Raw genomic sequence first — 12,880 nt, 5'->3', positions numbered from 1 at the left:
CGGTCTGGTTCAGCCAGCCTTGACGGTGGCGTAGGCCCAGTCGAGCCACGGTCCCAGCGCCTCGATATCGGCGGTGTCGACAGTCGCTCCGCACCAGATGCGCAGGCCCGCAGGGGCATCGCGGTATCCGGCGACGTCGTAGGCCGCGCCTTCCTTTTCGAGCAGGGCCGCGAACTTCTTGATGAAGTCGGCATCGGCGCCCTCGACCGAGAGGCAGACCGAGGTCTTCGAACGGGTGCCGCTGTCGATTGCCAGATGGCTCAGCCAGTCACGCTCGGCGACGATCTTGTCCAGCGCGTGGGCATTGGCGTTCGAACGGGCCTTGAGCCCTTCGAGACCGCCGAGGCCCTTGGCCCATTCCAGAGCGAAGATCGCATCCTCGACGGCGAGCATCGAGGGGGTGTTGATGGTTTCGCCCTTGAACACGCCCTCTGCCAGCTTGCCCTTCGAGACAAGGCGGAACACCTTGGGAAGCGGCCATGCCGGGGTGTAGTTTTCCAGACGTTCGACCGCGCGGGGGCCGAGGATCAGCACGCCGTGGCCGCCCTCGCCGCCCAGGACCTTCTGCCAGGAGAAGGTGGCAACGTCGATCTTGGTCCAGTCGATGTCGTAAGCGAAGACCGCCGAGGTGGCGTCGGCGAAAGACAGGCCTTCACGGTCTGCCGGGATCCAGTTGGCGTCCGGAACGCGCACGCCTGAGGTGGTGCCGTTCCAGGTGAAGAGCACGTCGTCGGACCAGTCGATCTTGTCGAGGTCGGGCAGCTGGCCGTAGTCGGCGCGGAACACGGTGGGTTCCAGCTTGAGCTGCTTGACGGCGTCGGTAACCCAGCCCTCACCGAAGCTTTCCCAGGCCAGCGCAGTCACGCCGCGGGCGCCGAGCATGGTCCACATGGCCATCTCGAAGGCGCCGGTGTCCGAACCGGGGACGATACCGATGCGATGGGTGTCGGGCAGCTGCAGAACTTCGCGCATCAGATCGATGCAATACGCAAGGCGCGTCTTGCCGATCTTGGCGCGGTGCGAGCGGCCGAGCGCTTCGGTGTTCAGCTTTTCGGGGGCATATCCGGGCGGCTTGGCGCAAGGACCGGACGAGAAGTGCGGACGCGCAGGCTTGCGCGCGGGGACGCTAATAATATCAGTCATTTCTGACTCTCCTTACAGAGAGCACGCGCGGCGTTGGGACCGCGTGGCCCGGAGCCGCGTCTAAAGTCCCCAAGAAATTTGTCAAACGATTCTCCGCAGCGCTGCGACAGATCGTTGCGCCGCGCGGCCATAGCCTGGCGATTTTACACGAAAATCCGCCGGTTCCGCGCATCGCCTATAAGAGCAATAGCCGGTGGATAACTCGGACCGCCCGATTTCGAAGGCACCTACCGCAAGGCTAATCTGACGTTCACCAAAGGATCGGATGTTAGGCGGGACCATGAAAGCCCTCCCCAAACTGATACTTACGCTGCCACTGCTTGCCGCGATCGCCGGGTGCATCGGCGAGCCGGACAAACCGCAGCGCCGCCCGACCGAGGCCGCGCGGCCCGCCATAACCGTGCCCTCGCCCCAAGCACGCCAATGCATGGCGACACTCGGCAGCCAGCACGCGGTGTTCTCGCCCGTGGCGGATCGCTACTACGGCAGCGGCTGCTCGACGGTCGGCACGGTGAAACTCTCGGCGCTCAATACCGATTCGTCGACTGTCAGCGTGACCAATCTCGGCCCGGTGACCTGCACGACGGCAACGCCTTTCGCAGCATGGGCGCGCTTCGGCGTGGACCGCGCGGCGCAGCAGATCCTCGGCAGCCGGATCATCAGCATCGAGACCTACGGCAGCTACAACTGCCGCAACGTCGCCGGAACCGCCCGGCGCTCGGGCCATGCAACCGCCAACGCCATCGACGTATCCGGCTTCGTGCTGGCGGACGGCCGCCGCGTCTCGGTACTGGATGACTGGAACGGCGGCTCTCCCGCCGAACGCCGCTTCCTGCGCGTGGTCCACGAAAGCGCCTGCAAGCGCTTCGGCACGACACTGGGGCCGGACTACAACGCCGCCCATGCCAACCACTTCCATCTGGAAGCGGACGGCAAGAGCTTCTGCCGGTGACGGTGCGGGCGGACCTGCATGGGCCCGCCCGTCTCTCCCAAACTCGGTTACTCGGCGGGTTCTTCAATTTTCAGCACGCCGCGACGGATCTGGTCGCGTTCCATGCTTTCGAACAGCGCCTTGAAGTTGCCGTTGCCGAAGCCATCGTCGCCCTTGCGCTGGATGAATTCGAAGAACACCGGCCCCACGCGCGCTTCGGCGAAGATCTGCAGCAGCAGGCGCGGCTGACCACCCTCGGTCGTGCCGTCGAGCAGGATGCCGCGCATCTTCAGTTCTTCGGCCGGCTCGCCGTGGCCGGGCAGACGCTCTTCCAGCATCTCGTAGTAGGTTTCCGGCGGCGCGGTCATGAACGGCACCCCGAGCGCCTTGAGCTTGTCCCAGGCGGCGACGAGATCGTTGCAGATCAGCGCGATATGCTGGATGCCCTCACCGTTGAAGGCGCGCAGGAATTCGTCGATCTGGCCCTTGCCGCCTTCCGCTTCCTCGTTGAGCGGGATGCGGATCTTGCCGTCCGGCGCGGTCAGCGCCCTGGAGGTGAGGCCGGTATATTCGCCCTTGATGTCGAAGAAGCGGATCTCGCGGAAGTTGAACAGCTTCTCGTAATAGTCCGCCCAATAGGCCATGCGGCCGCCGTAGACGTTGTGGGTCAGGTGATCGATCAGATCGAAGCCCGCGCCCACCGGGTGACGGTCCACGCCCGGCAGGTAGTCGAAGTCGATGTCGTAGATCGACAGGGCACCGTCGCCGTTCCGCTCATAGCGGTCGATCAGGTAGATGATCGAATTGCCGATGCCGCGAATGCCGGGAAGGTGCAGTTCCATCGGCCCGGTCGCCACTTGCACCGGCTCGGCCGAACGGGCGAGCAATTCGGCATAGGCCGCGCGCGCGTCCCTCACCCGGAAACCCATGCCGCAGGCCGAGGGGCCATGCTCGCGGCTGAAGAACCACGCGGGGCTGTGCGGCTCGTAATTGGTGATGAAGTTGATCCCGCCCTGACGCCACAGTTCCACGTCCTTGGAGCGGTGACGGGCGATCTTCGTGAAGCCCATCGCTTCGAACACGGGCTCCAGCACGCCCTTTTCGGGGGCGGAGAACTCGACGAATTCAAAGCCATCGAGGCCGATGGGGTTGTCGAAGAGGTCGGAAGTCGGCTCGGTCATGGGGTCGTTTCTCCGAAGGGGGCTTCACCGGACAGCAGCGCTCCGGCGGGGATCGGCGCCTCGGCGCGCCAGTTTTCGTAGACCGGGCCGAAATCGAGCCCGACAAGGTCCTCGATCAGCTGCGGCAGGCTTTCGAGGACAAAATAGGTCTTCTGGAAGGCATCGATCATGTAGCCGGTGCGCATCACCCGCTCGGCATCGAAAGGCAGGCGCAGCACGTCGCGATCTTCCAGGGAATAGCGGGTTTCGCCCGAGGACGAGATGATCCCCGCGCCAAACACACGCAAACCGCCATCCTCGCGCACGAGGCCGAATTCGATCGTGTACCAGTAGATCCGCGCCAGCATCGGCAGCGCGTCCATTGCCATCGCCCGCGCTCCGGCCTTGCCGTAAAGCTCCAGGAAATCGGCGATCGTGGGATCGAGCAACATCGGCACATGGCCGAAGAAGTCGTGAAACACATCCGGCTCGACCAGATAGTCCAGTTCGTGTTCCTCGCGCAGCCAGCGCGTCACCGGAAAGCGGCGATGCGCAAGGTGATCGAAAAACACCGCATCGGGAATGAACCCGGGCACCCCCACCAGCGTCCAGCCCGTCGCCGCTTCGAGGATCGCATTGGCATCCTCGAAGCGGGGAATGCCCTCGGCGCAGTCGAGCCGCTTCAAGCCCTCACGGAAAGCCGCGCAGGCGTGAGTCTCGACCAGTGCCGATTGCCGCTCGTAGAGGCGGCGCCAGCGATCGTGCATCTCAGGGGTATAGGCATGCCAGTGCTGGCCGACGGTATAGTCGTCGCCCGCGTCTTCATACTCTCCCCGAAGGCCGCTCGTGGTTGTCTGGGTGGACGGCGTCTTCATGTGGAGGAAGAATAGCACGACCGGCACGTCAGTTCCGTGCGATTGCACCCGTCATTTGCCGTGCTATTGGTGACTTCCACTAAGAATTGAAAAACGGACAGGGGATTCATGCAGATCGACGCATTCGACCGCAAGATCATCGCGGCCCTGCAGGAAGACGCGCGCATGCCGGTAGCGCAAGTCGCCGAGCGCACCGCGCTTTCCGCCACCCCGGTCAGCCGCCGCATCAAGCGGCTGGAGGATGAGGGCGTCATCCGCGGCTATGTGCCGGTGCTCGACCCGCGCAAGCTGGGTTTTGAACTGGAAGCCTATGTGCTGATAAACCTCAACGCCCATGTCGACGAGATCATCCAGCGCTTCGAACAGGCGATCCGCGAGCATCCTTACGTCATCGCCTGTAATGCGGTGACGGGCGACATGGACTATCTGGTCCACGTGGTCGCGCGGAACGTAGATCACCTTTCGCAGATCACGCTCAAGACCTTGCTGCGCATTCCCGGCGTGCGCGACGTGAAGTCGATCATCGTTTTGGAAGCGGTGAAGGAAGCGCACGGACTGCCACTGGAATGACCGCAAGGCCCCGGATCGCCTGATACCAGGCTGCAGTGAGGCAAGCCCAACGCAGCTCGGTCTGAGCCCCTCAACAAGAAAGGGGGCCCGCAGGCCCCCTCCCCATCATCTTGCGACGCCGATCAGCGGCCGAGCAGGTTACGCGCCTGGCTGGCGATCTGCGCGAGCATCGCCGGCGTCAGCGGCACCGTCTTCTCCGCGCGCTGCACCATGGAGCGGAAAGTACGGATCGCGGCCGTGTGCGCACGGGCCCACTCCTCGGCCGCGGCAGCCGGATCGGCCTTGCCCGCCTCGGTGCGCGAAAGCGCCTTGAGGAAGTCGAGCCGCATCTGCTGGAAGTCCCGCGCGAGCCCGGCAACGAGCAGGCGCTCCCAGGGATCGGACGGGTTCATCGTCGCCGCATTGGCCTGCGCCCAGTCGAGGCCAAGCCCCGCACCGATGCGCGAGAAGGCGCCGACAAGACGGCGGGCATCGAGCCCGGTCTCCGCCGCGAGATCGGCAATGCCGACCGCGCCGTCGAGATCGTAGAGGTTGGCCACCAGCGCCGCTTCCGCTTCCGGCGCGCCCAGTTCGAGCAGGCCCTGACGCAGCTTCTGCGAATGCTGCGCCACGCGCTCACCCAGCAGTTCCTCGGTATCGACCGAAAGCGCCGCGACCTGGCCGCCGATGCGGGCGATCACTTCCGACGGCGTGTTGCGTCCGGCACCGGCGCGCAGCAAGTCGGCCATGTGGCTGCGCACCGCACCCGCCGCCTTGCTGAACAGCGCAAGGCGAGCCTCTTCGCTCATCGGCGCGGTTTCGAGACGGCCCCAGAGCGCGTCGAGATCGAACAGTTGCACAGCCAGCGCGAAGGCCGCTGCGACATGGGCCAGTTCGGCACCTTCCTCTTCGGCCAGTTCGAAGGGATGGACGATGCCAAGGCGGTTGACGATGCGGTTGGCAAGCTTGGTCGCGACGATCTGCGGGGCCAGACGGTGGCCTTCGATGAATGCGGCGAAACGCTCCTGCATGGGCTGCGGGAACGAAGCCAGCAGCAGCGCCTGCAGGCTGGCATCGCTGGCAAGCGCGCTCTTCTCGATGGCGTCCTGCAGCACCAGCTTGCCGCTGGAGAGCAGCACCGCCAGTTCGGGACGGGTCAGCCCGCGACCGTCCTGCACGCGGCGGGCCAGCGCCTCGTTGTCGGCAAGGCCCTCGGTCTTGCGGTCGAGATTGCCGCCTTCCTCCAGCGTCTCGATCAGGCGCACTTGCGCCGGGATCGCCGCCGCACCGCCACGCTCCGCGATCGAGAGCGCCAGGGCCTGCACCCGGTTGTCCTCGAGCACGAGGTGGGCAACCTCGTCGGTCATGTCGCGCAGCAGTTCGACGCGCTGTTCTTCAGTCAGCACACCGGCCCGCTTGGCGGCAGCCAGCGCGATCTTGATGTTGACCTCGTTGTCCGAGCAGTCGACGCCAGCCGAATTGTCGATGAAGTCGGCATTGATGCGCCCGCCGCGTGCGGCAAACTCGATGCGCGCGGCCTGGGTAACACCAAGGTTGGCACCCTCGCCGATGACCTTTGCGCCCACTTCGTTGGCGCTGACACGCAGCGCGTCGTTGGCGGGATCGCCGACATCGGCGTTGTTCTCGCTCGACGCCTTCACATAAGTACCGATGCCGCCGAACCACAGCAGGTCGACCTTGGCCCAGAGGATCGCCGAGATCAGCGAGTCCGGGTCCATTTCCTCAAGGCCGATACCCAGCGCCTCCCGCACTTCGGCGCTCAACGGGATCGACTTGGACTTGCGCGAGAACACCCCGCCGCCCGTGGAGATCAGCGACTTGTCATAGTCGTCCCAGCTCGAATGCGGCAGGTCGAACAGGCGCTTGCGCTCGTCCCAGCTGGCCGCCGGATCGGGATTGGGGTCGAGGAAGATATGGCGGTGATCGAAGGCAGCGACGATCTTGAGCGCTTTCGAGAGCAGCATGCCGTTGCCGAACACGTCGCCCGACATGTCGCCGCAACCGACCACACGAACCGGATCGACCTGCACGTCCACGCCCTGTTCCAGGAAGTGGCGCTGAACCGAGAGCCAGGCACCCTTGGCCGTGATGCCCATGGCCTTGTGGTCGTAGCCGTTGGAACCGCCGCTGGCGAAGGCATCGTCGAGCCAGAAGTCGCGCGATTCGGCGATGCCGTTGGCAACGTCGGAGAACTTGGCCGTGCCCTTGTCGGCTGCGACCACGAAGTACGGATCCTCGCCGTCGAGGATCGTCACGCCGTCAGGATGGACAACCGTGTCGGCCACGATGTTGTCGGTGATCGACAGCAGCGTGCCGATGAAGATCTCGTAGCTGGCCTGCCCTTCGGCGGCCCAGCCCGCCCGGTCGAGCGCGGGGTCGGGAAGCTGCTTGGGATAGAAACCGCCCTTCGCGCCGGTCGGCACGATCACCGCGTTCTTCACGCGCTGCGCCTTCATCAGGCCAAGGATTTCGGTGCGATAGTCGTCGCGACGGTCAGACCAGCGAAGGCCGCCACGCGCGACCGGACCAGCGCGCAGGTGAATGCCTTCCACGCGGCGCGAATAGACAAAGATCTCGCGCCAGGGCAGCGGCTTGGGCAGCCCCGGAACCAGCGCGGAATCGAATTTGAAGGCAAGCGCCAGCTGCCCTGCCTCGGCAAAGGCATTGGTGCGCAGCATCGCCCCGACCAGATCGCGATAGGCACGCAGCAGACGGTCGTCGTTGATCGCGCTGACCCCGGCGAGGCCGGTGCGGATCGCCTCCTGCGCAGCGGCGCGGGCCTTGCCGCGATCGCCGGTGTAGGCCGGATCATGGATCGCGCGGAACAGATCAATGAGGCCCAGCGTCACCGTCGGCGCGCCCTGCAAGGCGTCCACGGCGGTGGCGATGCCGAAGTTCATGCCGGCCTGGCGCAGATAACGATACCAGGCGCGCAGCCAGTTCGCCTCGCGCTTGGACAAGCCAAGGCCGGGAACCAGGCGGTTGAACGGATCGTCCTCGCTGCGGCCATTGAGCACACCGACCAGCGCATTCTCGATCATCGGCGCCAGCTTGAGCACGTCACCCGCATCGCGGCCGGCGGGCAGCGCCAGCGTGAAGTCGTGGATCGTGCCGATGCGGCCCTTTTCGAGCGGGGTCGGCATTTCCGCGATCACGCGGAAGCCGAAATTCTCCAGCGCGGGTACCGCGTCGGACAGCGGCAGGCTGCCCTCGGCCTGGTAGATCTTGAGGCGCAAGTGCCCGGCCTCGTCGCCGTCGTTGCCATAGAGGCGCACATCACGCAGCGCCTGCGTGCGGTCGTTCCCGCCCGCTTCCTCGACCACCAGCTTGCGCATGTGAGCGATGTCGACAGCGGCCTCGGCGGGGCCGTAATCACTGCGGTAGACCATCGGAAAGGCATCGGCATAACGCGAGGCGATCGCGGCCGCGCGGGCCGGTTCGAACGACTGCGCGAGCGCCGCTTCCACCGCCTCGCCCCAGCCGCGCAGCATGACCTGCAGACGGTGGTCGAGCGCGGCCTCGTCGAGCGAACCTGCGCCTTCACGGATGTCGAGCGTGTAGCGCAGCATGGCCAGGTTGCCCGCCTCGACGCTGAGCGCCCAGTCCAGCGTGACGCCTTGCGCGGCTTCCTCGATCATCGCCTGGATACGCTTGCGCATCTGCGTGGAAAGGGTGTCACGGGTGATCCACACAAAGGCGAACAAGTGGCGCGAAAGCGGCGAGGTGGTGACGATCAGGCGCGGACGCGGACGGTCGACCAGGCCGGTCATCGTCGTCGCGAGGCGCTCTACATCGTCGTCCGGAAAGCCCAGCACGAGGTCGTGCGGCAGGCTGGTCAGGGCATGGGCCAGTGCCTTGCCGGTGTGGCCATTGGGGTCAAAGCCAAGCTTGCCAGCCAGCCCCGCCATCGCCGTGCGCAGGCGGGGAACCCGGTCGGGCGTGGCGGCCAGCGCGGCGCTCGTCCAGATACCGGCATGGACCGACAGCGCGGTGACCTTGCCATCCTCGACCAGCGGCACGAGGAACAGGTCGAGCGGCACGCGGCGGTGTACGGTGGCGATGCGGTTGGCCTTGATGACCATCGGCGCGCGCACCGCGCCTTCGGCCAGCTGGGCATCGAAGGCCGCAAACGCAAGGGCGTAGCTGGCCTCGGACAGCAGATCGCGCTGATCGCGGCGGCAGACGCCAAGCAGGCCCGAATGGCTGCCGTCGCGGTGCTGGGTGACATGGCCAAGCTGGGTGAGCATGCCGCCGGCGAACCAGCGCAGCAGTTCGGAACCTTCCGCGTCGCTGACCAGCGCGGAATCGGCGGTCATCGCCGCAACCATCTGCGGCCAGTCGGCGACGGCAACACGCACGTCGGCCAGCGTGGTTTCCAGCATGCGCTGCAGTTCGCCGCGCTGGCGCGCATCGATGCGGGCGGTCTCGATGTAGATCATCGATTCGCGCAGCGCACCTTCGACACCGTTTTCGGGCAGGGCAACCAGGTGCCCTTCGCCGTCACGCTCGACCGTGACGACCGGGTGGGCCAGACGGTCGATCACGAGACCGGCCTCGGCAATGGCGGCGGCCACCGAATCGACCAGGAACGGCATGTCGTCGTTGATGAGCGCAATGCGCAGGTAACGACGGTCCTCGCTGGCCGAGACCAGCTCGATCACCGCCTCGCCCGGCTGGCGCGTCGCTGCGGTTTCCAGGAGTACCCGCGCGGCCTCGTCGACCCAGGCGCGGTCGTCCACCGGGGCATCGCCGGGTAGCAGGGAATCGCTGATGCGCGATACGATCGCCGCGTGAAGTGCCGCCCCTCCGGGCCCTTCGTCCGTTCGGGCCTGTGCTGCGATCTTCACTTCATCTGCGCTCATAACGTGCTCCCGCATTCCTTACGGCTTGCGGCGTCTGCGCTCGATGGGGCGCGCAGCGCCTGCCTTCGACATATAGGACCGGTCATGCTTTCCGGCATCCATCTTCCCCCGGAAATTCACGCAGGGAAAGGTTGGGCCCTTTCAACGATGCAATGCAGCATCGCCGCGTTCCGGACGACCGGTCGCGAGCCCGGAAACGCAGACCCAGCGTTGTAACGGGGTTTCTCAGTTGCGCAATATTCGATTAACGGGAGGAAATTGCATAATTTGCACCAACAACCGGCTCCGCAGATCCCGGCACCGACAACCGCACGATCCGCACGACGGGTCCGCCGATTTCGCCCGGCTCCGGCCGGATCGTCGCCACCACCTGCCCCTGTGCCAGAAGGGCCCGATAAGCCCGGCAAGCTTGTGCAAAGCGCGCGCATTCCCGGGCGTAACGGTCGTACTGGGTGAGAATCGCATAGTCGGCGCGGCAGGTCGCGCGAAGGTCCGCCGGCATCGTGCCGTAATCGAGATTGCTGCGGCCGCCGCGCGCCGCCGCAATCGCACGGTAGTCCATCCGCGCCGAGAGCCGCGCTCGCACGTCGATGCAACCCGCTTCGCCCATCGGAAACCGCTCGGCCCAGGGCTGGCGCAGCATGTCGAACGCAAAGTGCTCGACGAGGATCGTGCGGCCCGGCGGGATATGCGCGATTGCCCAGGCCGTGGCGCGCTGGCGCGTATCGTCCGCCCGCTCACGCGCCCGTTCGGTCATCGCCAGCATCGGCGCAAGGCAGGCCGCGATGAGGATCACCACGGTGGCGCACACGGCAGTCGGGTTGTTCGTCGGCCGCATGGGTGAAAACGAGGGGGCATCGCGAAATCCCCACAGCACCGCCATCGTCCCCAGTCCGGCCAGCGCGGCCAGCACCGGTAGCAGCGGGATCGCCCAGCGCTCCCACACCAGTCCCTGAAACCCCAGCGCCAGCCCTTGTGCGAGCATGCAGGGCACCAGCACAGCCAATGCGCGCCGGCCGCGCGCCAGCCGCTCAGCATCGCCCAGCGACCCAGCCTGCGATCCGGCCAGCGCCGCCAGGCCGGCAAATGCCAGCAGCAGCCCCACCGCACCGAAGCCCGCCAGCAACGGGCCTTGTGCATACCACAAGAGGTTGCCGAAAAACCCATGCCCGGTCGCCTCGAGATGACGCACCTGCACCTCGCCGCCGAGATCGCGCAGAACCCGCGCGGGTGCCAGCACCAGCACCGGCGCGACCAGTGCAAAGCAGCACAGGCTCATCCCCCCCGCCCCGGCGAGCCGCCGGACGATGCCGCCCCAAGTTTCCCGGCGAGACAGGCCGGAGGCAATCACCGCCCCGGCAATGGCCGTCGCCGCCAGCGCGGCGGGCCACTTGGTCGCCGCCGCGCAGGCCAGCCAGAAAGTGGTCCGGACAAGATCCCGGCGCCCCCCGCCTTGCGCCACGCGCAGGCTCGCCAGCAGAACAAGCTGCAGGAACGCGGCTGCCATCACGTCGCTGCGGATCACTTGCGACCAGGTTACATGGACCGGACAGATCGCCAGCAGCAGTGCCGCGACAAGGCCCGCGCCGATACCGCCCAGCGCCCGTCCCAACTGCCAGCACAGCCAGACCGACCACCCGCCAACCAGCGCCATCGCTGCCCGTCCCGGCAGCACGATGATGCCGGGATCGAGCCAGACTTGTCCCGCAAAGTCCGCAGCATCGGCAAAGCGCCCGCTTAACCGCCCGGCCGCCAGCACCCCCGCATCGACAAGCGCCAGCAGATACATCGTGAGGGTTGCCGGATGTCCGTACCAACCGGGATCGAGCGTCCCGGTTCGCAGCATTCGCAGCGCACCAAGCTCAAAGATCAACTCGTCCGGATCGTTGAGCGCGGGCAGACCGAAGGCAATGCCGCGCAGGCGCAGGCCAAAGGCCAGAACCATGATCGCCGTCAGCGCCGCCACACCGGTGCGGCCCATGGCAGGCCTGTTCATGAACGGCCAGCCCGATCGCGAGACAGCAGCCACCCAAACCGCGGCGGCTGAGCCCAACCGCCTGCGCGAATGTCTGCCAGCGCCGCCCGGATGGTCTCGCCCGAAAGCCCCCATGCCACGGTCATGATCATCAGCGGCCGCACGAACGAGCCCAGCACCACCTGATAGGTCACCATCACCGTGCTGCCGGTAAAATAGGAATCGCGGGGCACTTCGGCCATGCGGTCGAGCGGAATGTCGAGTGGCACCGCCAGCAGGTAACACATGAAGATCGCCCAGCTTCGACCCACCCCGCGCCGCGCCTCCAGCATCACGAAATAGAGCAGCAGGACTTGCGCATAGGCGCCCGGCTCCGAACTGATCAGGGCCATCGTCATGCCGAGGTTGACCGCGCGAAACGGGGGAACTGCCTCAGGCCGCAGCCAGGTCGCCGCCGCCGCCAGCACGATCAGCAACTGGGTGAATTGCTGCAGTGACGGCAGTAGCATCGCCAGCCCCTCCACCACCCGCGAACCAAGGATGCCGACCAGCGGGAAGTTGTCCCCCTCGAGCAAGGCGACAAACGTCTGGTACGTTGTCGAATACCAGACATCGAGGATATTGGCGGGTTGCAGCTTGCCGAAACTGCGCACATTCTCAACGATCTCGACCGGGCTGCCGCGCCCCAGCATGGCATAACTGACAAGATAGACGAGCACCGCCGCCAGCAAGGCAGCCTCCGCGCGCGCCCAGCGGCGCACCAGCAGCAAGCCGAATATCGACCCGATCAGGTACACCTTCAGATTGACGGCGAAACCCGCCGCAAACGCCTTGAGCCTGACATTGCGCAGCACCGGGCCGAAGGCGAGCACCATCGCCGGAAACGCCAGCAGGATGAGGTTGCCGCGCTCCAGCCCGCAGAGCATCGGCATGCCCAGCCCCACGCAGATCGTGCGCGGCATCGCGGTGCGCGGCTCCATCTTCGCGAAACTTTTCCAGCATAGCCAGACATCCAGCAGGTAGAGCCCGAAAATGCACGCCAGCCCCACCCAGTCGCAATCGCGCGCGGCAAGGCCGGATCCGGCATCCCACTCGCCGCGGATCGCGTAGCAGGAATCGATCCCGAACAGCTTGAGCAGCACAAAGGAGAGCGGCGGATAGATCGATAACCAGGCATCATACGTGCCTGGATTACGGGCCCATATCGCCGGATTGAACCAGTCCGCGAACACGTCGCTCGGCTCGTAGAAAAACGGTGCAGGCAGGTAACCCAAGGTCGTCACATGCCACACGCAATAGGCAAGGCCGCCCAGGATCAGCGCGGCCATCGTCCACTCAGCACGCTCGGCAGGGGTCATGCGGCC

8 protein-coding genes are annotated in these 12,880 nt (G+C 66.0%); 2 read left to right on the top strand and 6 right to left on the bottom strand.

Annotated elements, in window-relative coordinates; all coding sequences use genetic code 11:
• Positions 1–9 precede the first annotated feature (9 nt).
• Positions 10–1,143 carry a phosphoserine transaminase gene (locus DM450_RS03595; protein ID WP_142632635.1) on the bottom strand — a complete coding sequence of 378 codons (1,134 nt, stop codon included), beginning with the start codon at positions 1,141–1,143 and terminating at the stop codon, positions 10–12.
• A gap of 280 nt (positions 1,144–1,423) precedes the next feature.
• Here DM450_RS03595 and DM450_RS03590 point away from each other — a divergent pair, with 280 nt between their 5' ends.
• Positions 1,424–2,095, top strand: coding sequence for an extensin family protein (locus DM450_RS03590; protein ID WP_142632634.1), 672 nt, complete (start codon positions 1,424–1,426; stop codon positions 2,093–2,095).
• Positions 2,096–2,142: 47 nt separating this feature from the next.
• On the opposite strand, the gene hppD is transcribed toward DM450_RS03590, so the two are convergent.
• Both hppD and phhA read right to left on the bottom strand, forming a co-directional pair.
• The gene (hppD, locus tag DM450_RS03585; RefSeq protein WP_142632633.1) at positions 2,143–3,255 is read right to left on the bottom strand and encodes a 4-hydroxyphenylpyruvate dioxygenase; all 1,113 of its coding nucleotides are present in this window, start codon (positions 3,253–3,255) and stop codon (positions 2,143–2,145) included.
• Positions 3,252–4,136, bottom strand: a complete 885-nt coding sequence (gene phhA / locus DM450_RS03580; protein WP_260610146.1) for a phenylalanine 4-monooxygenase — start codon at positions 4,134–4,136, stop codon at positions 3,252–3,254. Before phhA ends, hppD begins: the two co-directional genes overlap by 4 nt.
• A gap of 81 nt (positions 4,137–4,217) precedes the next feature.
• On the opposite strand from phhA, the gene DM450_RS03575 reads away from it, so the two are divergent.
• Positions 4,218–4,679 carry an Lrp/AsnC family transcriptional regulator gene (locus DM450_RS03575; protein WP_142632632.1) on the top strand — a complete coding sequence of 154 codons (462 nt, stop codon included), beginning with the start codon at positions 4,218–4,220 and terminating at the stop codon, positions 4,677–4,679.
• 122 nt (positions 4,680–4,801) lie between these two features.
• Here DM450_RS03575 and DM450_RS03570 read toward each other — a convergent pair whose 3' ends face one another.
• From DM450_RS03570 to DM450_RS03560, 3 genes are all read right to left on the bottom strand, one after another.
• Positions 4,802–9,541 (bottom strand): NAD-glutamate dehydrogenase domain-containing protein, encoded by a 4,740-nt coding sequence (locus tag DM450_RS03570; protein ID WP_142632631.1) that lies wholly within the window; start codon positions 9,539–9,541, stop codon positions 4,802–4,804.
• Positions 9,542–9,785: 244 nt separating this feature from the next.
• Complete coding sequence (locus tag DM450_RS03565; protein WP_185928698.1) at positions 9,786–11,537, bottom strand: glycosyltransferase family 39 protein; 1,752 nt, start codon at positions 11,535–11,537, stop codon at positions 9,786–9,788.
• The gene (locus DM450_RS03560) at positions 11,534–12,874 is read right to left on the bottom strand and encodes a hypothetical protein (RefSeq protein WP_142632629.1); all 1,341 of its coding nucleotides are present in this window, start codon (positions 12,872–12,874) and stop codon (positions 11,534–11,536) included. The genes DM450_RS03565 and DM450_RS03560 overlap by 4 nt, the downstream gene beginning before the upstream one ends.
• Between the last annotated feature and the right edge of the window lie 6 nt (positions 12,875–12,880).

The sequence above is a fragment of the Sphingomonas sp. IC081 genome, assembly GCF_006874585.1.
Classification (GTDB): Bacteria; Pseudomonadota; Alphaproteobacteria; order Sphingomonadales; family Sphingomonadaceae; genus Novosphingobium.
The sequence above is the reverse complement of the archived record's forward strand: the minus strand, read 5'-3'. Positions and strand labels throughout refer to the sequence as shown.